15 protein-coding genes and 1 tRNA gene are annotated in these 20,115 nt (G+C 62.8%); 4 read left to right on the top strand and 12 right to left on the bottom strand.

The annotated features are described in order from the left end of the window. Positions 1 to 55 precede the first annotated feature (55 nt). Together AC56KL_RS07210 and AC56KL_RS07205 are read right to left on the bottom strand one after the other, a co-directional pair. Positions 56 to 1,345 carry a nucleotide sugar dehydrogenase gene (locus AC56KL_RS07210; protein WP_497179483.1) on the bottom strand — a complete coding sequence of 430 codons (1,290 nt, stop codon included), beginning with the start codon at positions 1,343 to 1,345 and terminating at the stop codon, positions 56 to 58. Between the two features lie 449 nt (positions 1,346 to 1,794). Further along, positions 1,795 to 1,870 (bottom strand) — tRNA-Arg (locus AC56KL_RS07205). 177 nt (positions 1,871 to 2,047) lie between these two features. Between AC56KL_RS07205 and AC56KL_RS07200 the strand changes: the two genes are divergently transcribed. Further along, the gene (locus tag AC56KL_RS07200) at positions 2,048 to 2,929 is read left to right on the top strand and encodes a c-type cytochrome (RefSeq protein WP_497179482.1); all 882 of its coding nucleotides are present in this window, start codon (positions 2,048 to 2,050) and stop codon (positions 2,927 to 2,929) included. A gap of 93 nt (positions 2,930 to 3,022) precedes the next feature. Here the strand turns inward: AC56KL_RS07200 and AC56KL_RS07195 are convergent, their stop codons facing one another. Continuing rightward, on the bottom strand, positions 3,023 to 3,676 hold the full coding sequence (locus AC56KL_RS07195) for a PEP-CTERM sorting domain-containing protein (RefSeq protein WP_497179481.1): 654 nt from the start codon (positions 3,674 to 3,676) through the stop codon (positions 3,023 to 3,025). 511 nt (positions 3,677 to 4,187) lie between these two features. Here AC56KL_RS07195 and AC56KL_RS07190 point away from each other — a divergent pair. After that, positions 4,188 to 5,888, top strand: a complete 1,701-nt coding sequence (locus AC56KL_RS07190) for a right-handed parallel beta-helix repeat-containing protein (protein ID WP_497179480.1) — start codon at positions 4,188 to 4,190, stop codon at positions 5,886 to 5,888. A 109-nt stretch (positions 5,889 to 5,997) separates the two neighbouring features. Here AC56KL_RS07190 and AC56KL_RS07185 read toward each other — a convergent pair whose 3' ends face one another. Together AC56KL_RS07185 and AC56KL_RS07180 are read right to left on the bottom strand one after the other, a co-directional pair. Beyond that, the gene (locus AC56KL_RS07185; protein ID WP_497179479.1) at positions 5,998 to 8,076 is read right to left on the bottom strand and encodes a M13 family metallopeptidase; all 2,079 of its coding nucleotides are present in this window, start codon (positions 8,074 to 8,076) and stop codon (positions 5,998 to 6,000) included. Between the two features lie 72 nt (positions 8,077 to 8,148). Beyond that, positions 8,149 to 10,218, bottom strand: coding sequence for a M13 family metallopeptidase (locus AC56KL_RS07180; protein ID WP_497179478.1), 2,070 nt, complete (start codon positions 10,216 to 10,218; stop codon positions 8,149 to 8,151). A 619-nt stretch (positions 10,219 to 10,837) separates the two neighbouring features. Between AC56KL_RS07180 and AC56KL_RS07175 the strand changes: the two genes are divergently transcribed. Next, a complete protein-coding gene (locus AC56KL_RS07175; RefSeq protein WP_497179477.1) occupies positions 10,838 to 12,262 on the top strand; it encodes a S41 family peptidase in 1,425 nt (474 codons plus the stop codon). A 124-nt stretch (positions 12,263 to 12,386) separates the two neighbouring features. Beyond that, positions 12,387 to 13,508 (top strand): beta-ketoacyl-ACP synthase III, encoded by a 1,122-nt coding sequence (locus AC56KL_RS07170; RefSeq protein ID WP_497179476.1) that lies wholly within the window; start codon positions 12,387 to 12,389, stop codon positions 13,506 to 13,508. Positions 13,509 to 13,621: 113 nt separating this feature from the next. Here AC56KL_RS07170 and AC56KL_RS07165 read toward each other — a convergent pair whose 3' ends face one another. The 7 genes from AC56KL_RS07165 to AC56KL_RS07135 form a co-directional block, all read right to left on the bottom strand. Continuing rightward, entirely contained in the window at positions 13,622 to 15,661 is a 2,040-nt protein-coding gene (locus AC56KL_RS07165; RefSeq protein ID WP_497179475.1) for a 2,4-dienoyl-CoA reductase FMN-binding domain-containing protein, read from the bottom strand. Positions 15,662 to 15,726: 65 nt separating this feature from the next. Next, positions 15,727 to 16,179: a hypothetical protein gene (locus tag AC56KL_RS07160; protein ID WP_497179474.1), complete on the bottom strand. Its 453-nt coding sequence runs from the start codon at positions 16,177 to 16,179 to the stop codon at positions 15,727 to 15,729. An 11-nt stretch (positions 16,180 to 16,190) separates the two neighbouring features. Next, positions 16,191 to 16,655: a DUF2721 domain-containing protein gene (locus AC56KL_RS07155; RefSeq protein ID WP_497179473.1), complete on the bottom strand. Its 465-nt coding sequence runs from the start codon at positions 16,653 to 16,655 to the stop codon at positions 16,191 to 16,193. 63 nt (positions 16,656 to 16,718) lie between these two features. Continuing rightward, a complete protein-coding gene (pip, locus tag AC56KL_RS07150) occupies positions 16,719 to 17,675 on the bottom strand; it encodes a prolyl aminopeptidase (RefSeq protein ID WP_497179472.1) in 957 nt (318 codons plus the stop codon). A 56-nt stretch (positions 17,676 to 17,731) separates the two neighbouring features. Continuing rightward, the gene (locus AC56KL_RS07145; RefSeq protein ID WP_497179471.1) at positions 17,732 to 19,054 is read right to left on the bottom strand and encodes an amino acid deaminase; all 1,323 of its coding nucleotides are present in this window, start codon (positions 19,052 to 19,054) and stop codon (positions 17,732 to 17,734) included. Between the two features lie 252 nt (positions 19,055 to 19,306). Beyond that, complete coding sequence (locus AC56KL_RS07140; protein ID WP_497179470.1) at positions 19,307 to 19,492, bottom strand: hypothetical protein; 186 nt, start codon at positions 19,490 to 19,492, stop codon at positions 19,307 to 19,309. 186 nt (positions 19,493 to 19,678) lie between these two features. Further along, entirely contained in the window at positions 19,679 to 19,822 is a 144-nt protein-coding gene (locus AC56KL_RS07135; RefSeq protein ID WP_497179469.1) for a hypothetical protein, read from the bottom strand. Positions 19,823 to 20,115: the final 293 nt, after the last annotated feature.

Genomic DNA, 20,115 nt, shown 5'->3' with positions numbered 1-20,115 from the left:
TTAGTGAAAGCCCGATTCGGGCGCGCCACCGGCGGCGCCGAAACGGGCCCCTGATTTACAGTCGCCACACGGAAATGCCTGCGCGGCGGATTGCATCTCTATCAAATCTTGATTTCACGTCGATGAACAGGCCGCCTTCGTTCATTTTCGACACCAGCTCGTCCGTCGGACGAGACAGCAGATCCTGGTGAGGAACCGCCGCCACCATGGCGTCGGCCGGCGGCAGGCTGTCCCACTCTTCCAGCCTGATCCCGTACTCGTGCTCGGCTTCGCCCGGTTCTGCGACTGGATCGTAGACATGCACGTCGACCCCGTAGGACTCGAGTTCGTGGACGATATCGGCCACCTTCGAGTTGCGCAGGTCCGGGCAATCCTCCTTGAAGGTCAGGCCCAGCACGTTCACCTTCGATCCCTTGACGTGGAAACCGGCGGCGATCATGGACTTGACGGTTTTTTCGGCCACAAATTTAGCCATGCCGTCATTGATTCGTCGCCCCGCCAGGATGACCTGAGGGTGATAGCCGATCATTTCCGCTTTGTGCGTCAGGTAGTACGGATCGACCCCGATGCAGTGACCGCCCACCAGGCCCGGACGGAAAGGCAAGAAATTCCACTTCGTCCCGGCCGCCTGCAGCACCTCCAGCGTATCGATGCCAATCTTGTCAAAAATAATTGCCAGTTCATTCATCAGCGCGATGTTCAGGTCGCGCTGGGTGTTCTCGATAACCTTGGCCGCTTCCGCCACCTTGATGCTGGAAGCACGGTACACGCCTGCCTTGACCACGGACTCGTACAGCGCGGCGACCTTCTCGAGCGTGTCTTCGTCGTCCCCGGACACCACCTTCAGGATCGTCGTCAGGGTATGTTCCTTGTCCCCCGGGTTGATGCGTTCGGGCGAGAAACCGACGTTGAAGTCACGCTTCCATGTCATCCCCGAGCATTCTTCGAGGATCGGAATGCACACCTCTTCGGTGGCTCCCGGGTACACGGTCGACTCGTAGACGACGATTGCCCCGCGCTTCATGTGCCGGCCGACCGACTGGCTGGCGCCACGCAGTGGCGTGAAATCCGGATTGTGGGCGATGTCGACCGGCGTCGGCACGGCCACGACGATGAAGTCTGCCGCCGCCAGGGCTGCCGGATCGGTAGTGACCTCGAGCCGTTCGGCCGCCTTCAATTCCTCCGACGATACTTCTCCGGTAGGATCGCGAAACTGCTTGTACTGCTCGATCTTGGCGGCCGACAAATCGAAACCGATGGTCCTGAATTTCTTGCCAAACTCAACTGCTAAGGGAAGTCCTACATAGCCTAGCCCTACTATTGCGACGATCTGATCTGCTTTCATTGGGCTTCGCTCCAATTTTTGCAATTCTTTCAACATAAATATAGCACGGAAAGTAGACGTTTCTCAACGCAATAGAAATCGTTCCTCCAATAAACAACATGTCGATATCTTTCCGTACTGGCGATTGCCAATATTTCTACAGCGCAAGGAACCCACTCCGTCATGGAGCAGGGCTCTGGATCTCCGCTGCAAAACTGGCAAGAAATTTTAGCACTTTCCAAACAAATAACTCGTGCTCATCAGTAACGTGCGCACCTTCTTGCGACAGACCAGAATGGCTCCACGCAGGAGCCGACGCAAGCAATAATGACAGTGGGAAACACAATAAGGCTGGAATGCTGAGCAAAAAAACAACACTGAACGCGGAACAGGATGCTTGCGCATTTTCGCGTGTCGATATGCCGGGAGGAAGGAAACGCTTGCAAGAGCGTTCGAGGAAGGGAACTGAATGGCGCGGCTGGCGGGGATCGAACCCACGACCCTTGGCTTCGGAGGCCAATACTCTATCCACTGAGCTACAGCCGCGTAGTGTGAAGTGTGAAGTGTCCGAAGAATACAGTCTTTCCGGTCTCCCGTCCATGGTGGCGGCGCGAATTTCGTTACATTTGGGCAGCTTTACGTCTATAATCGAACGCTTGATGGCATGTCAAAAAAAACACGAGATGCCACGGTAGCAGGTTTTTTTATTGAATTAAGGAAATCATGAGCGACGCCCACAACGAACATCAATCCCTGATCCGTACGCCCAAGCAGCTCGCCGCCGCCGTCGCGGGATTTTTCCTCGTCATCGTCATCGGTATCATCCTGCTCGTCGTCTTCGCGACCAGCAGCCGCCTGACCGGCGCCGGCACCGAGAGCCAGGCCGCAGGCGCGGTCGAAGCGCGCATCAGTCCGCTCGCCGACGAAGGCTTCACCTTGGTGGATGCCAATGCGCCCAGGGTACTGCAGGCCGGCGACGCCGTGTATGCCGCCGTATGCGCCGCCTGCCATGACAGCGGCGCCGCAGGCGCTCCGAAAACCGGTGATACTGGCGGCTGGGCGGCGCGTCTCGGCCAGGGTTACGACACGCTGGTGAAACACGCCATCGAAGGCATTCGCGCCATGCCGGCCAAGGGCGGCAATCCGGACCTCGACAACGTCGAGGTGGCCCGCGCCGTCGTCTTCATGGCCAACAAGAGCGGCGCCAGCTTCAAGGAACCTGCCGTTCCCGCCGCCGCGCCTGCCGCCACGGCAAGCGCCGACGCCGCAGCGCCGGCAGCTGCCGCCACGCCTGCTGCAGCGCCTGCTCCTGCAGCCGCCCCTGTTGCCGCGGCAGCACCTGCAGTCGCCAGCGCCGATACCGGCAAGAACGTCTACAACGCCGCGTGCGTGGCCTGCCACGGCGCAGGCATTGCAGGCGCTCCCAAGTTCGGCGACAAGGCCGCCTGGACGGGGCGCTTGGCACAAGGTAACAACGTGCTGTACGAGCACGCCATCAAGGGCTTCCAGGGCAAAGCCGGCTTCATGCCGCCGAAGGGCGGCGCAGCCGTCAGCGATGCCGAGGTGAAGGCAGCGGTCGACTACATGGTCGCTTCGGTCAAGTAAACACGGAACTGCCGGCCTGGCCGGCGTTGATTTAAAAAAGGCATGCCGGTCGAGGGCATGCCTTTTTTTATGGCGAAAACCGCCGCGCCGTTCTCAAGCGCGCCTGGCCGGCAATGTGCGCCGCCGGGCCGCCACGAGCGCCAGCAGGCCGGCGCCGCTCAACAGCAGCATGCCGGGTTCCGGCACAGCCGACGGTGCGCTGTTGACGACGAACTCGAACGCGACGGTGCGCACGCCTTTGCCGCCGACCCCGCCGATACCGACCACCTCGAAGGCATTCGGAAAGAATCCATCCCAGGGCCTGGGCTGGCTGACCTCGGACAGCAGGTTGTCGGTCACGACGCTGTCTTTCGGACTGATGAAACTGATGCGCACGTCCTCGAGACGCACCGGGAGCAGCAGATCGATACCGTCGTTGAAGGTGCCGATGCCGAGGATCGCCAGCTCATCCAGTACGGGGAACAAGTCGGTATCGGACGACAGCGTGATGATGATCTGGCTGCGCGTGGCGTCGAGCTGCGTCTCGGTTTCGTTCACGGTCACGCGCGTCTGGTCGCCCGGGCGCAGGATGAACTCGGGCCTGCCGTCGAAGATGAAGATACCGGCCGCCGCATTCCCGCTCTGCTGCCCGTCCAGGTAGATCGAATAGCTCGTACCGGTGGCGACGACCGGGACTGCACTCGCCGGCGCCGCCAGGGCCATCCAGGCCATGACAAGAGAAACAAGGGATTGCCACTGCATTTTCATGATGCCTCCCGGTTGTGTGTGATTACCACACAGGCAAGCAAGCCGCATGCCCGGTAAAAATGCCTGAAAAATCAATGCCATGCACCAAATGGCGCGAACAGGATGCTGTTCTGTAAAAAACCTCGACAGCGCCATGGCCATTTACTGGCAACATGGGGTAGACTTGCCATACGGCAATATTGAATTTCCTTCGGTGCGCTAAGCTGGAAACATACAAGATAACTGATTGTCAATTTTGCAGCGAGGAAGCGTGACCTTATGCATTGCCGCTGATGCGTCATTGCAGTGAATAGAATGCAAGATACGCGCACCTTGCCGCCTGTTAGCAACACATTTGCCACCAATGAAAATTCTCTTAGACATTAATTTTCATAGGAAAGTGTTGTTTCTAGGCGGCCATTTCTTACAATTGGTTACGTATTTTCCCGTTCGCATCATATACTCTGGAACAAATGTGTCGCAAGGAAATTTCCTGCAGACACAAATATTAGCTGAACGACTAGAGGATTTTATGCGTCAACTCCGCCTTACCTTTACCCGTACCACGCTGGCGCTCGCATGCGCCACTGCCCTGCTGCCCGCGACGGCCGCCACCCTCTCCGTGGGTGCGGGTAAGACTTACGCACGTCCTTGCCAGGCATTCGCCGCAGCAAAGAGTGGCGATGTCATCGAAATTCAAGGCAACGCCACCTATAGCGGTGACGTGTGCGGTATCTCCACCAGCAACCTGACCATCCGCGGCGTGAACGGCCGTCCGAAGATCGACGCTGCCGGCAAGAATGCCCTGGGCAAAGGCACATGGGTCGTCATCGGCAGCAATATCGTGATCGAAAACGTCGAGATGTATGGCGCCAAGGTGCCTGACCAGAACGGCGCCGCCCTGCGCCTGGAAGGCACCAACTTCACGCTGCGCTCGTCCTACCTGCACGACAACGAAAACGGCATCCTCAGCGGCGCCAATACCGCCAGCAATATCGTGGTCGAGTATTCGGAATTCGCCCGCAACGGCTACGGTACCGGCTATACCCACAACCTGTACATCGGCAATGTCGGCAGCCTGACCTTCCGCTACAACTATTCGCACGATGCGCACGTCGGCCACAACCTGAAGTCGCGTGCCCGTGTCAACACGATTACCTACAACCGGTTCTCGAGCACGCCGGCCGGCCAGGAAGGCGCGCGCAAGCCGAGCTACGAGATCGACCTGCCGAATGCCGGTACCGCCCATGTCATCGGCAACGTCATCCACCAACCGGCGAGCCACAGCAATCCGGGCATGCTGGCGTTCGGCAAGGAAGGGGCGAGCAATCCTACCCAGGACCTGTACGTCGTCAACAATACCTTCCTGAACGACGACAGCTCGCGCGGCACCTTCGTGCTGATCGGCAGCGCCGTGACCAAGCCCGCCCTGATCCAGAATAATATCTTCAGTGGTGTCGGCACCATGGTGGACCAGGCCAGCGCCGTCAAGAAGACCAACTACAGCGCCCTCGCACCGGCGTTCGTGAGCCGCGCCCTGTTCGACCTGCGCCCGACCACCGTCGGCCTGGTGATCGATGCGGGTTCGGACCCGGGCAAGAGCGCCGCCGGCGTGTCGCTGGCGCCGGTTGCGCAGTACCGCCACGTGGCGGCGGCCGAGACGCGCCCGGTGGGCACGCTCGACATCGGCGCCTACGAAGCCGTGGCTGCCGTGACGAGCCCGACGCCTGTACCGACCCCGGCGCCGGCGCCTGCACCGGCGCCTGCCCCGTCGGCCGATGGCTGGACGCACTGCGCCAACGAGGGCGGCATCTGCTCCTTCACCGGCACGCGCCAGGTCCGCTACGGCGCCCCGGGCTACTACAACTACAAGACGGTCACCGGTTCGACCCCGTGCACCAATGCCGTGTTCGGCGACCCGAGGAAGTCCACCGCCAAGACCTGCAGCTACTCGAATACCACGAGCGGCAGCACCGGCACGGCAACGCCGACGACCACGCCGACGACGTCACCGACGCCGACCAGCCCGACTGCAGACACGGCGACCTGGACCTTCTGCGCGAAGGAGGGCGGCGTGTGCTCCTTCAGCGGTACCCGCGAAGTACGCTACGGCGCGCCTGGCTACTATTTCACCAAGGTGATCACCGCCTCGACCCCGTGCACGAATGCGGTGTTCGGCGACCCGAAGAAGTCCACTGCCAAGACCTGCAGCTACTCGAGCGTGACCCGCTGATTCCTGCCCTGCCGCAGGCGCGCTGCGCCTGCAAAAAAAAATGCCGTCCAGCTCACACTGGACGGCATTTTTCATTGGTGGCGCCGCATGCGGCGCCACGCGACGCTCATCACCAGATGATCACGCGGTCCTTTGGCGCCAGGTACATCTTGTCGCCTTCCTTCACGCCGAAGGCCTCGTAGAAGCCCGGCTGGTTCTTCAAGGTGCCGTTGGCACGGAACTGGCCCGGCGAGTGCGGGTCGGTCTTCACCTGGGCGATCTGGGCCGGCTCACGCATCTTCGAGCGCCACACCTGGCCCCAGCCCATGTAGAAGCGCTGGTCGCCCGTGAGGCCATTGATCACCGGGGCCTTCTTGCCCTTCAGCGACAGCTTGTAGGCCTTGTAGGCGATCGCCAGGCCCGAGTTGTCGCCGATGTTCTCGCCCAGGGTCAGCTCGCCGTTCACGTGGTAGCCCGGCAGCGGGCTGTAGCCGGCGTACTGGGCGATCAGGACCTTGGTCTTCTCGGCAAACTTCTTGCCGTCTTCCTCGGTCCACCAGTTGCGCATGTTGCCGTCGCCGTCGTATTGCGAACCCTGGTCGTCGAAGCCATGGTTGATCTCGTGGCCGATCACGGCGCCGATGCCGCCGTAGTTCACGGCGTCGTCGGCGTTCATGTCGAAGAACGGCGGCTGCAGGATCGCGGCCGGGAACACGATCTCGTTCAGTTCCGGGTTGTAGTAGGCATTCACGGTCTGCGGCGTCATGCCCCATTCGTCGCGGTCGATCGGCTTGCCCAGCTTGTTCAGTTCACGCTGGTATTCCACTTCGCGCGAGCGCATCACGTTGCCGGCCAGGTCGCCGCGCTTCACGCTCAGCGACGCGTAGTCTTTCCACTTGTTCGGGTAGCCGATCTTCGGGGTGAACTTGGCCAACTTGGCCTGGGCTTCCTTCTTGGTGGCGGGGCTCATCCAGTCGAGGGTATCGATCGACTGGCGATAGGCTTCCATCAGGTTTTTCACCAATACTTCCATGCGCGCCTTGCGTTCGGCCGGGAAGTGCTCCTTCACGTACAGCTTGCCCACCGCGTCGCCCAGCGCGCCCTCGATGGTCGACACGCCGCGCTTCCAGCGCGGTTCCAGCTTCGGCGCGCCCGACAGCGCCGTGCCGTGGAAGGCGAAGCGCTGGTCGACGAAGGCCTTCGACAGGTAGTTGGCATAGCCGTTCACGGTATGCAGCTGCAGGTAGACCTTCCAGGTCTCGAGCGGCACGCGGTTCACGATCTCCGCCATGCCCTTCAGGTAGCTCGGCTGGCTGACGATCACGTAATCGGTCTTGCCCTGGATGCCGGCTTCCTTCAGCCAGGCGTCCCAGGCGTAGCCCGGCGCGAGTTCGGCCAGCTTGGCGAGTTCCACCTTGTTGTAGGTCTTGACCGGGTCGCGGTTCTCGACCTTGGTCCACTGCACGCGCGCCAGCTCGGTTTCCAGGTCGACGATGGCTTTCGCATCCGCTGCGGCGTTGGCGTTGCCGGCCAGCGCCAGCATCTTCTCGACGTGCTGCTGGTACTTGGCGCGGGTGTTGGCCAGCTTGGCGTCATCGAGCTTCAGGTAGTAGTCGCGGTCCGGCATGCCCAGGCCGCCCTGGTACAGGTCGGCCACGTACTTGGTCGAATCCTTGGCATCCTGGTGGATATAGAAACTGAACGGCGTGGTCACGCCGATGCGGCCCAGGCGCGCGAAGGTGGCCGGCAGTTCGGCCTTGTCCTTGATGGCGGCGATTTTCGCCAGCTCGCCCTTGAGCGGCGTGATGCCCAGCTGTTCCAGGCGCGCTTCGTCCATGTAGCTGGCGAAGAAGTCGCCGATCAGCTGCTCTTCCGAGCCGGCCGGCGCGTTCTTCTTCGCGGCCGAGCGCTCGATGATCGCGCGCAGCTGCGGCTGGGTGTCGTCGTGCAGCTTGTAGAAGGCGCCCCAGCTCGACTTGTCGGCCGGGATCTCGACGGTCTTGAGCCACTTGCCGTTCAGGTGCTGGAAGAAGTCGTCCTGCGGACGCACGCCCGGCTCGACGTATTCGAGCGCGATGCCGGAGGACAGGGTAGCGGCCTTGCCCGGAGCCGCTTTGGCGGCGGAGGCGCCAGATCCGGCCAGGACCGGGGTTGCCGCCAGCGAAGCGGTGAAGGCGAGCGCCGCGGCGCCCAGCAGATGTCGTCTCATATATTTCTCTTTTTTTTATAGGTGGAATGCAAACGGGCCGGCGCTTGGCGCCGGCCCGTTCTCGTCAAGTGCTTACCAGACCAGCACGCGCTCTTCAGGGCTCCGGTACATCTTGTCGCCCGGTTTCACGCCGAAAGCCTCGTAGAACTCGGGCATGTTCGCCACGGCGCCGTTGGCGCGGTACTGACCCGGCGAGTGGGGACCGTTCTTGACCTGGTTGACCATCTGCTGGTCGCGCATCTTGATGCGCCATACCTGGCCCCATCCCATGAAGAAGCGCTGGTCGCCCGTCAGGCCGTCGATCACCGGAGCCGGCTTGCCGTTCAGCGACAGCTTATAGGCTTTGTAGGCGATCGACAGGCCGGCGTTGTCGCCGATGTTCTCGCCCAGGGTTAGCTCGCCGTTCAGGTTGTAGCCCGGCAGCGGGCTGTACGAAGCGAACTGCTTGACCAGCTTGTCGGTGCGCTGCTTGAAGGCGCTGCGGTCCTCGCCGGTCCACCAGTCGCGCAGGTTGCCGTCGCCATCCGACTGGCTGCCCTTGTCGTCGAAGCCGTGGCCGATCTCGTGGCCGATCACGGCGCCGATCCCGCCGTAGTTCACGGCGTCGTCGGCGCGCATGTCGAAGAACGGCGGCTGCAGGATCGCAGCCGGGAACACGATCTCGTTCATGGTGCTGCGGTAGTAGGCATTCACAGTCTGCGGCGTCATGCCCCACTCGCTACGGTCGATCGGCTTGCCCAGCTTTCCGATGCGGTAGTCGTACTCGAAGCGCGAGGCGCGCATCAGGTTGCCGACCAGGTCGTCACGCTGGATACTCAGCTTGCCGTAGTCGCGCCACTTGTCGGGGTAGCCGATCTTTGGCGTAAACTTGGCCAGCTTGGCGCGCGCTTCTTTCTTGGTCGTCGGGCTCATCCAGTCCAGCTTGTCGATCGACTGGCCATAAGCATGGACCAGGTTCTTGACCAGTTCTTCCATGCGTGCCTTGCGCTCCGGCGGGAAGTGCTCGGCCACATACAGCTTGCCCACCGCTTCGCCCAGCGAACCCTCGACGGTGGCCACGCCGCGCTTCCAGCTCGGCTCCTGTTCGGTGGCGCCGGTCAGGACGGTGCCGTAGAAGGCAAAGTTTTCGTCCTTGAAGGATTTCGACAGGTAGGGCGCGAATTCGCGCAGCAGCTGCCATTCGAAGTAGGACTTCAGGGTGGCCAGGTCGGTCTTGGCCAGCACCTCGTTCAGGCCGGAGAAATAGCTCGGCTGGTTGACGATGATGGTGTCGAGCTTGCTCCCAACGCCAGCCGCGCCAAGGGCCGCTTTCCAGTCATAACCCGGAGCCAGCTTGGACAGCTCAACCACGCTCATCTTGTTGTAGCGCTTGACCGGGTCGCGGTTGTCGACACGGGTCCACTGCACCTTGGCCAGCTCGGTCTCGAAGTCGACGATCGCCTTGGCCTGGGCCGCGGCATTCTTCTCACCGGCCAGCGTCAGGATCTTCTCGACGTGCACCTGATACTTGGCACGGATGTCGGCCAGCTTGGCGTCGTCCATCTTCAGGTAATAGTCGCGGTCCGGCATGCCCAGGCCGCTTTGGGAGATATAGGCGGCATGTTGTGTCGATGCGCGCATATCCTGGCTGACATAGATGCCGTAGGGAGTCGAGACGCCGATTTTCGACAGGTGGCCGACCAGGGCCGGCAAGCCCTGCTTGTCCTTCAGCGCCCGGATCTTGCGCAGTTCGGCGCCCAAGGGCTTCACGCCCAAGGTTTCGCGGCGCGCTTCATCCATGTAGCTTGCGTACAGGTCGCCGATCTTCTGGGTCTCACTCCCCTTCTTGGCGTCCTTGTCGGCCTGGGCGCGCTCGATGATGGTCCTGATCTGCGGCATGGTATCGTCGCGCAGTTTCATGAAAGTACCCCAGCTCGCCTTGTCGCTCGGGATCTCCGTCTCTTTCAGCCATTTGCCGTTGACGTGCGCGAAGAAATCATCCTGCGGGCGCACGCTGGTGTCGATGTAGTGGGTGTCGATGCCCGAAATCGGCGCGGCGACCGTCTTCGTGCTTGCAGCTGCTGCGGTAGCCGAATTGTCGGCCGCGTTGGCAAAGGCTGCCGCCAGGGACAGCGCCAGGGTGCTCAAAAGGATTCGCTTCACGGAATGGTCCTCGGTTGCTAAAGAATTGCTGGGGTTGGGAAAAAGCGGCCGGCTTGTGGCCGGTCTCATCGTTCGGCGCCACCAGGGGTGCCTGCTGGCTGTCTCACCTGCCGTCCTCGACGGTATAGGATTCAGGCATTCTAGCGGGTGGGCAAGAGGCAGCAACGGCCCCTGGGGCTTTTTTACTTTTCGATACATGCAGCCAGGGCCAAATCGTATATGCATGTGTTGGTACGTCACAACAACGGCGCTTGCGCTGCGAAGGCGTTGCTTTCGAGAATGTAGCATCCGGAGGCAAGCGGCAGAAGCGGGAATAAAAAAGCCCGCGGAGGGGGCCGCGGGCAAAGACCACTTCAAAAGTGGAGAGAGAGAAAAACTGAGATCGACTATAAATTCGCCCCCCCCGCGTCCGCTTCGACTCTTACAATTGCTTACCAAGCTGAGCAATCCTTAACGGGTGCATGCCTTTAGGATCATGGTCCTTGGTAACACATGGTTTGGCCTGCTTCGGAGCAGCCTCCCGGGCTTCGGGTTTATACTGGACTTGCGCTACCTCATGCATGACTGGGGCGACCGTGCTGCTTCACTGCGGCGCAACAGCGCTCACATCGGGTGAACCATGGGCTCCACTTTCAAGAATTCCTGTCTCGTCGGCCTTGGCGCCATTGCCGGGGTCGCGGTCACCATGCAGTTTTCGGCGCTGGCGCACAAGCCCGTCGACGCCGGCATGCCGCTGGCCGAGCTGCGCCAGCTGGCCGACGTCTACGGCGTCATCAAGTCCACCTACGTCGAGCCGGTCGAGGACAAGGCCCTGCTGTCGCAAGCGATTTCCGGCATGGTGGCGTCGCTCGACCCGCACTCCGCCTACCTCGATCCGCGCGCCTACCGCGAGCTGCGCGAAGGCACCGAAGGGCGTTTCGTCGGCCTCGGCATCGAGATTTCCGAAAGCGAGGACGGCTTCATCGAGATCGTCGCCCCGATCGAGGACTCCCCGGCCTGGCATGCGGGCATCAAGGAAGGCGACCTGATCACCCAGATCGACGGCCAGCCGGTGCAGGGCCTGCCGATCGACGAGGCGATCAAGCGCATGCGCGGCGAGCCGGGCACCAGGGTCACCCTCACGATTGCGCGCAAGGACAGCCCTGCGCCGCTGCGTTTCACCATCGCGCGCGGCGAGATCGTGCAGAAAAGCGTCAAGGCCAGGATGGTCGAGCCGGGCTACGCCTGGCTGCGCATCGCACAGTTCCAGGAGCCGACCGTGGACGACATGGCCGCCAGGCTGCAGGCCCTGTACCGCGACAATCCGGACATGAAGGGCCTGGTGCTCGACCTGCGCAATGATCCGGGCGGCCTGCTGCAGGGCGCGATCGGCGTGGCCGCGGCCTTCCTGCCCAAGGATGCCGAAATCGTCTCCACCAACGGCCAGTTGGCCGATTCGCGCCAGCGCTTCTACGGCCGCCCCGAGTTCTACATGCTGCGCAGCGGCGCCGACCCGCTCGCCAGCCTGCCGCCGGCCTTCAAGAAGCTGCCGATGGTGGTGCTGGTGAATAGCGGCTCGGCCTCGGCCTCGGAAATCGTGGCCGGCGCGCTGCAGGACTACAAGCGCGCCACCATCCTGGGCAGCCAGACCTTCGGCAAGGGTTCGGTGCAGACCATCCGCCCGATCGGCCGCGACGCCGCCGTCAAGCTGACCACGGCGCGCTACTACACCCCGGCCGGGCGTTCGATCCAGGCGCGCGGCATCGTGCCCGACTTCCCGGTCGACGAGACGCCGGACGGCGACGGCCTGAACGCGCTGCGCATGCGCGAGGCCGACCTCGAACGGCACCTGGCGAACGACCGCGACAAGGAAGACGCCACCCGCGCCGAGGACATCGAGGAGCAGATGCGCCTGTGGGCCGAGGCGCGCGAACGCAAGCCGGTCGACTATGGCAGCGCCGACGACTTCCAGCTGGCGCAGGCGCTGCGCCACCTCAAGGGCGAGAAGGTGCAGTTGTCGAAGCGCGCGGGGGCCGCGACGACGCTGGCGCAACACGCGCGCTGACGGGGTTTTTCCTTCCCGGCCTGCCAATTCCGACAATTCCCAGGCCCGGTCCGAGGGTGTAGAATCGCCGCATCTCCCGGCGATTTACCTGATTCGCCTGTTATTTCCTTTGAAAGTCCCGAACATGAAACCTGTCGTGATCAGCGGCACCGGCCTGTTTACGCCGCCGTATTCCATCTCCAACGATGAGCTGGTGACGGCCTACAATGCCTACGTCGAGCTGTACAACCAGGAACACGCCGCCGCCATCGCCGCCGGCGAAGTCACCGCGCTCGAGCCCTCGAGCAGCGCCTTCATCGAAAAAGCCTCGGGCATCAAGTCGCGCTACGTGATGGAGAAGGAAGGCATCCTCGATCCGACCCGCATGACGGCCCGCATCCCGGAGCGCGCCGACGAACAGGTGTCGCTGCAGGCCGACATGTGCGTGGCCGCTGCGCGCCAGGCCCTGGACCGCGCCGGCAAGCAGGCAAGCGACATCGACATGGTGCTGGTGGCCTGCTCGAACATGCAGCGTCCCTACCCGGCCATGGCGGTCGAGGTACAGGACGCGCTGGGCATCGAGGGCTTCGGCTTCGACATGAACGTGGCCTGTTCCTCGGCCACCTTCGGCATCCAGACCGCGGTGGATGCGGTGCGCAGCGGCCGCGCGCGCGCCGTCCTGATGCTCAATCCCGAGATCACCAGCGGCCACCTGAATTTCCGCGACCGCGACAGCCACTTCATCTTCGGCGACGCCTGCACCGCGGTGATCGTCGAAGCCGCCGAGACGGCGACCGGCGGCCACCAGTGGGAAATCCTGGACAGCCGGCTGAAGACCAAGTTCTCGAACAACATCCGCAACAACTTCGGCTTCATGAACCGCTTCGACGAAGCAGGCATCGGCGCGCCGGACAAGCTGTTCCGCCAGCAGGGCCGCAAGGTATTCAAGGAGGTGTGCCCGATGGCGGCCGAGACGATCGCCGACACCGTGAGCAATGCCGGCCTGAAGATCGAGGACGTGTCGCGCTACTGGCTGCACCAGGCCAACCTGAACATGAACCTGCTGATCGCGCGCACCCTGCTGGGCCGCGACGCCGGGCCGGACGAGGCCCCGGTGATCCTCGACACCTATGCCAACACCTCGTCGGCAGGGTCGATCATTGCCTTCCACAAGTACCAGGACGACCTGCCCGCGGGTTCGAACGGCGTGATCTGCTCCTTTGGCGCCGGCTACTCGATCGGCTGCGTAGTGGTTCGCAAGAAGTAATGCAAGTTCGTAGGGTAGGCGGGTCTCCCGCCCGCGCGTTCAACTAGCTCAAGAATGGACGCGCACTGGTTTTCATCCTTGATCTGAACGCGCGGACGGCATAGCCGTCCACCCTACAGTTTCGCGGCCAGTTCGGCCCCCTCCCGGATCGCCCGCTTCGCATCCAGCTCGGCCGCCAGCGCCGCGCCGCCGATCTTGTGGAAGCGCGGCCCGCCCGCCTGCGCCTGCCCTTCCGGCGGCATCAGCTCGGCCAGGCTTTCCTGCCCCGCGCAGATCACCACGTTGTCCACTTCCAGCACACGCCGCTCGCCACCGACGCTGATGTGCAGGCCCGCGTCGTCGATGCGCTCGTACTGCACCCCCGCCAGCATCTGCACGCCGTTGCGCACCAGGGTGGCGCGGTGCACCCAGCCCGAGGTCTTGCCCAGCCCCGCGCCCGGACGCGTGGTCTTGCGCTGCAAGAGCCAGACTTCGCGCGGCGGATGCGGCTTCTTCGGCGGCGCCAGCCCGCCCGGGGTGGACGATCGCGGATCGACACCCCATTCGCCCATCCAGTGCTCCTTCGGCACCGGCAGCGGCACGTCGGGATCGTGCACCAAGAATTCGCCCATGTCGAAGCCGATGCCGCCCGCGCCGATGATGGCCACGCGCCGCCCCACCGGCTTCCCTTCGCGCAGCACGTCGAGGTAGCTCAGCACCTTGGGGTGGCCGATCCCGTCGATGGCAGGCTTGCGGGTGGTGATGCCGGTGGCGACGATCACGTCGTCGTAGCCCTGCGCGAGCAGCTCCGAGCGGGTGACGCGCCGTCCCAGGCGCAGATCGACCCCGGTCAGCGCCAGCTTGCGGCCGAAGTAGCGGATGGTCTCGGCGAATTCCTCCTTGCCGGGCACGCGCATGGCGACATTGAACTGGCCGCCGATGTAGTCCAGCGCGTCGAACAGGGTGACCTGGTGTCCCCGTTCGGCCGCCACGGTGGCCGCCGACAGGCCGGCCGGGCCGGCGCCGACCACGGCGATGCGGCGCGGCTTGCCGGTCTTGCGGAATACCAGCTCGGTCTCGTGGCATGCCCGCGGATTGACCAGGCAGCTGGCGCGCTTGTTCGAGAAGGTGTGATCGAGGCAGGCCTGGTTGCAGGCAATGCAGGTGTTGATCTCGTCGGTGCGCCCGCTTGCCGCCTTGGCCACCCAGTCCGGATCGGCGAGGAAGGGCCGCGCCATCGACACCAGGTCGGCGCTGCCTTGCGCCAGTAGCGCCTCGGCGTCAGCAGGCATGTTGATGCGGTTCGAGGCCACCACGGGAATGCGCAGCTCGCGCCGCAGGCGTCCCGCGACCTCGGCAAACGCCGCACGCGGCACCGAGGTGACGATGGTGGGCACGCGCGCCTCGTGCCAGCCGTAGCCGGTGTTCATGATCGTGACGCCGGCGGCTTCCAGTGCCCTGGCCACCGCGACCACCTCGTCCCAGGTATTGCCGCCGTCGACCAGGTCGAGCACCGAGTGGCGGTACATCAGGATGAAGTCGGGGCCCACTTGCGCGCGCATGCGGCGCACCACCTCGACGGCCAGGCGCATGCGGTTCCCGATGCTGCCGCCCCATTCATCGTCACGCTTGTTGGTGCGCGCGCACAGGAACTGGTTGAGCAGGTAGCCTTCGCTGCCCATCACCTCGACGCCGTCGTAGCCGGCCATTTTCGCCAGCCTGGCGCAGCGCGCGTAGGCGGCGATGGTGGCTTCGATGCCGGCGGCGTCGAGTGCCTTCGGCCTGAACTTCGAGATCGGCGACTTGACGCTGGAGGCGGACACCACGAAGGGCTGGTAGCCGTAGCGGCCCGCGTGCAGGATCTGCAGCACGATCTTGCCGCCCTCCTCGTGCACGGCGCGCGTGACGCGCCGGTGGTTGGGCACGTCGCCCAGGAAGTTCAGGGTGCCGCCGAAGGGCAGCAGCCAGCCCTGGCGGTTCGGCGAGATGCCGCCGGTGACGATCAGGCCGACCCCGCCGCGCGCGCGTTCGCGGTAGAACGCGGCCAGCTTGCCGTAGTTGTAGAAGCGGTCTTCGAGCCCGGTGTGCATCGAGCCCATGATCACGCGGTTCTTCAGGCTCGTGAAACCAAGGTCGAGCGGCGCGAGGAGGTGTGGATAAGGTGAAAGCGTCATCACGGCATTACACCGTGATTTCGTGGAGGCGTGTTTCTAAACGCCTTCGGCGGCGCCGTCCGGCTTCAGACCAGGTGGCTTTCGCGATCGCGCAGTTCGGCGAAGCCTTCGATGCTGCCGATGTTCACGGTGACCGGCCGCAGCGTGGCGCTGGGCGACATCGAGCGCCATGCGAACTGCCATTCCTGTTCCTGCGCATGCCCCAGGCTTTTGGTAAAGGCGGCGCCCAGGCGCGAGCGCGCACCGTATTCGACCGCACCGTCGATGCCGGCCCAGTCGGGCAGCGTGCGCTGCACCGCGCGGTGCAGGCGCTCGCCGAAGATTTCGGTGTTATGGATCACCAGGCAGCTGTCGGCCGGGCCGAGCACGTCGAACAGGCGCTTGTCCCAGGCCGTCGAAAACGACACGGTCAGGAAGAAGCCGGCGGGGACCAGGCGGAACTGGCCGCGCAGTGCGGCTTCGAGTTCGCTGCGCAGCGCGTAGCGGTGGAGGGTCGGGGGACGTTCGTAGTCGTGCATGCTGTACTCGATCATTCGGTGGGCGGATGCTGGCGCGGCTGCTGGAGGGACAGCGTGTGCTGCATGCGCATGAAACGCGAGGCGATGAAGATCTCGCGCAGGAAGTAGACGAAGCTGCTGATCAGGCCAAGCATCGCGAACACGAACAGTCCGGCGATGTACTGGTCCAGCGGCAGGTTGGTGGTATCGCCCAGGAACAGCAGCGCGATTACCAGGCAGACCATCAGGCCGCAGCCGGTGCTGGACGTGATCGCCGTGTTGATCAGGTGCGAGCGGGTGTACAGGGTTTCGAGTTCGGCCGAGTACTCGGCATTGGCGCCCTTCTTGAGGCGGTCTTCGAGCACGCGGGTACGGTCGATGATGCGCGCCAGCCGGTTGGTCAGCACGGTGAGCTTGGTCGCCACGCCGGTCAGCAGGAAGACCGGCGCGATCGCCAGCTGGATGACGTGGCCGATGTCGCTGATCTGGATATTCATGGAAGGCGTCGTTCTTGCAGGTTTTATTGGTAGTGTAACAGCCGCGGGGCGGCCGGGCGGCCGTCAATCGAAGCGGCCGTGGCGCTTGAACCCCTCGGTGGCGTTCACCAGGGCGCGGGCGATCCCGGTCTCGAGCGCGCCGTGGCCGCCGTCGGGAATCATGTGCAGCTTCGCCCCCGGCCAGGCCCCGTGCAGGCGCCAGGCCGACAAGGGCGGGCAGATCACGTCGTAGCGGCCCTGCACGATGGTGGCCGGCAAATGGGCGATACGCCCGATGTCGCGCAGCAGCTGATCTTCTTCCAGGAAGGCGCCATGCAGCATGTAGTGCGACTCCAGGCGGCCGACGCCGAGGTCGAGCGCGTCGGACGAGGGCTCGTCCGGCTGCGGCAGCAGGAACACGCGGCGGCCCTCGAAGCGGCTCCAGGCGCGCGCGGCCGGCCAGTACACCGCCGGGTCATTGCACAGCAGGCGTTCACAATAAGCCTTGAGCAGGTCGCCCCTTTCCTCTTGCGGAATGGGGGCCACGAATTCCTCGTACAGCTCGGGATAGAACCACTTCACGCCGTTGATGAACCAGTCGACCTCGGCCTTTGTGCACAGGAAGATCCCGCGCAGCACGAAGCCGAGGCAGCGCTCGGGATGCGCCTGGCCATAGGCCAGCGCCAGCGTCGAGCCCCAGGAGCCGCCGAACACCAGCCACTGCCTGATGCCGAACATCTGCCGCAGGCGCTCGATGTCGTCGATCAGCAGTTGGGTGCTGTTGTTGCGCCATTCGCCCAGCGGCGTGGACTTGCCGGCGCCGCGCTGGTCGAACAGGATCACGCGGTAGGCGTTTGGGTCGAAGAAGCGGCGGTGCTGCGGCGACAGGCCGGCGCCCGGGCCGCCGTGCAGGAACAGTACCGGGATGCCATTGGGGTTGCCGACTTCTTCCCAGTAGATCGTGTGCAGCTCGTCGACGGCCAGCATACCGTGGCGGATGGGCTGGATCGGCGGGAACAGGGACGGCGGCATGGCGGTCATACGGTCTGTACTCTCTGGGCGGGCGACGATCGATTGTAGCCTACCGCAGCACCGTTTCAGAAGAAGGTGTTCAGCGCCTCGGTCACGTTGTAGGCGTCGTCCACCGCCAGCAGCACCTGCCACTTGTCGAAGGTCGTGCAGGGATGGGAGATGCCGCAGCCGACCAGGTCGCCTACGCGCAGGCCGTCACGGATTTCGCCTTCCGGCAGCGACAGGTAGGCGTGCTGGTCGTTCATCTTGAAGATCGTGCAGCCGGGCGGCAGTGCTGCCGGTGTTGCTGCTGCGCTGCCCGGTCGGTGCGTGAACAGCGGCGTCGGCAGCGCTTCATCGTAGGACGCGTCGCGCTTGCCCATGGTGAGGATGGCGAGGCCCGGCTCGGGCCGCGACTGCACGGTGCTCCAGACTTCCAGTGCCGGGCGCAGGCCCTCGCCAGCCTGCGCCTCGCGCGCATCGAGCTGGGCCAGCAGGCGCTGGTAGGAGCCGTGGTCGCTGGTCAAATAGCAGCCGCTGCGCAGTACGGCACGGACCGGCCGCGACAGGCCGTCCACACCCGCAAAACCGCGCGCCACCAGGTCGAAATACGAGGAGCCGCCGGCCGACAGCAGGATCTCGGCAGCGCCGAACAGGCCTTCGCCGTCGGCCGTTTCCACCAGGTCGACCAGCTCGGCCAGGAAGGCGTGCACGGCGCGCAGGTCGGCCTCGCGGTCCTGGCTGACCAGCAGGCCTTCATAGCCTTCGAAACCGGCCAGTACCAGGCCGTCGGCGGCCGCGATGGCGCGCGCCACCGCCATCGCTTCGCTGCCGGTCCGGCATCCGGCGCGCTTGCCGGCCAGGCCGAGTTCGACCAGCACCGGCAGCGGCCGCGCCAGACTGGCTGCGCTCGCCGCCTCCGACAGCCGCGCGACACCGTCCAGCGAGTCGGCCAGCACGAAGCATTCGAAATCCGGATCCTCGTGCAGCAGCGCCAGCACGGCGGCGATGTCGGCGCGCCCCACCAGCTGGTTAGCCAGCAGCACCCGGCGCACGTTGAAGCGGTGCGCCACTTGCACTTGCGTGGCGCTGGCCAGCGTAATGCCCCAGGCGCCATTGGCCAGCTGGGCGGCAAAGAGCTGCGGGCTCATGGTGGTCTTGCCGTGCGGGGCCAGCGTGACGCCGTGGCGTTCGCAGAATGCGCGCATCCATGCCAGGTTGTGGCGCAGCGCGGAGGCCTTAAGCAACGCCACTGGAAAAGAGGTATCGCCGTGCAGTACGTTCCAGACCTGCACGCCGACTGCGCCCTGTCGCAAGGGTTCGCGCAGGGGCAGGCCCTTGGTGCCGGGCAGCAGAATGTGTTCGTCGAGGCTGGACAAAGCCAGCGCGTCCCGCGATAGGGTATGCATACAATTTCTAAGAATCATAGGGGTAAAGAAATCTATTCTAACCCCTAGTGACTATTTCACAGCGAACGATTGTGACGCACCAGTAAAATTTACTTAGGACGCGCGCTTTACCAAAATTTGCGATAAAACAATTTGCGCCACGGTCCAATGACTTTCTAATTGTAAACGCATATGTCTGATTAAACTGCAAACACCGATCTCGCTTATATATTAAAACAACCCCCCGGGCGTACCCGGGGGGGGGGGGTTGTTTTAATGCTTGTGATTACCATTACCAAAATAATGCACGGCTGCTGCAGCAGCAAAGGCGGCAATGAACCCGCCGGCCATCCAAAGACCATAAACAACGAGGGGGGCTAATCCACCACCAATTTGTTCTATTTCAGATTCGCCTAGCAGTTCTATTCCACTCAATCGATCCGAATTAATACTATGCATAGTATTATCTCCTAAAAAAATTGTAGGAAAATTATATTGAAACACCACAAAAAATTAATCTGCCAAGAGTCCAGCCTGAATAGACAGCAATAAAGAACATTACCGGCCCGACTGTTATTTTAAGTGGAATTTTTTTTTGCATTTCTCTCTCCGTATTAAACCGCTGCTTACCACGATATAGCTGAATTATTTATCACAGAAAAACGCACGACCAACTGTCCAACCTGCTGCTACTGCCGCTGTCCCGCCTGTAGCATAAAAGACCCAAAGGGGGATCATAACAAGACCACCACTAACTTCGTCAATTTCAAACATATTCATTTCTTGCATGATTATTTCCTTTATCAGTAATAGGATGCCGCTATTACAAAAGCATATCCAAGAAGTTCCTCTCGCGGCAGAAACAGTATTGCAAATCGCAAATCTTATAGTCAAGCAAAAATTTACCAAAAGAATGATTTATTGCTCTAGTGCAAAACCGCTCGTGGATAGTGTAGATTTCACAAAAAATTTGAACCTTAGGTGGTCACTCTACATTCGTACTTAACGTTGATATACGTCTATAGTCTCTGTTGATACCGAGACACTTCCTCTCGTCTTTCCTTCGTACAATAAGCTTGCCG

It is taken from the genome of Telluria sp. ZB4P34, assembly GCF_059686055.1.
Note: the sequence above shows the minus strand (reverse complement) of the source record. Positions and strands in the feature narration are given on the sequence as shown.

Excerpts from the sequence above, each read along its gene's own strand:
- AC56KL_RS07210 (WP_497179483.1), bottom strand. The coding sequence starts at position 1,345 with ATGAAAGCAGATCAGATCGTCGCAATAGTAGGGCTAGGCTATGTAGGA.
- AC56KL_RS07200 (WP_497179482.1), top strand. The coding sequence starts at position 2,048 with ATGAGCGACGCCCACAACGAACATCAATCCCTGATCCGTACGCCCAAG.
- AC56KL_RS07195 (WP_497179481.1), bottom strand. The coding sequence starts at position 3,676 with ATGAAAATGCAGTGGCAATCCCTTGTTTCTCTTGTCATGGCCTGGATG.
- AC56KL_RS07190 (WP_497179480.1), top strand. The coding sequence starts at position 4,188 with ATGCGTCAACTCCGCCTTACCTTTACCCGTACCACGCTGGCGCTCGCA.
- AC56KL_RS07185 (WP_497179479.1), bottom strand. The coding sequence starts at position 8,076 with ATGAGACGACATCTGCTGGGCGCCGCGGCGCTCGCCTTCACCGCTTCG.
- AC56KL_RS07175 (WP_497179477.1), top strand. The coding sequence starts at position 10,838 with ATGGGCTCCACTTTCAAGAATTCCTGTCTCGTCGGCCTTGGCGCCATT.
- AC56KL_RS07170 (WP_497179476.1), top strand. The coding sequence starts at position 12,387 with ATGAAACCTGTCGTGATCAGCGGCACCGGCCTGTTTACGCCGCCGTAT.
- AC56KL_RS07165 (WP_497179475.1), bottom strand. The coding sequence starts at position 15,661 with ATGACGCTTTCACCTTATCCACACCTCCTCGCGCCGCTCGACCTTGGT.
- AC56KL_RS07160 (WP_497179474.1), bottom strand. The coding sequence starts at position 16,179 with ATGCACGACTACGAACGTCCCCCGACCCTCCACCGCTACGCGCTGCGC.
- AC56KL_RS07155 (WP_497179473.1), bottom strand. The coding sequence starts at position 16,655 with ATGAATATCCAGATCAGCGACATCGGCCACGTCATCCAGCTGGCGATC.
- pip (WP_497179472.1), bottom strand. The coding sequence starts at position 17,675 with ATGACCGCCATGCCGCCGTCCCTGTTCCCGCCGATCCAGCCCATCCGC.
- AC56KL_RS07145 (WP_497179471.1), bottom strand. The coding sequence starts at position 19,054 with ATGCATACCCTATCGCGGGACGCGCTGGCTTTGTCCAGCCTCGACGAA.
- AC56KL_RS07140 (WP_497179470.1), bottom strand. The coding sequence starts at position 19,492 with ATGCATAGTATTAATTCGGATCGATTGAGTGGAATAGAACTGCTAGGC.
- AC56KL_RS07135 (WP_497179469.1), bottom strand. The coding sequence starts at position 19,822 with ATGCAAGAAATGAATATGTTTGAAATTGACGAAGTTAGTGGTGGTCTT.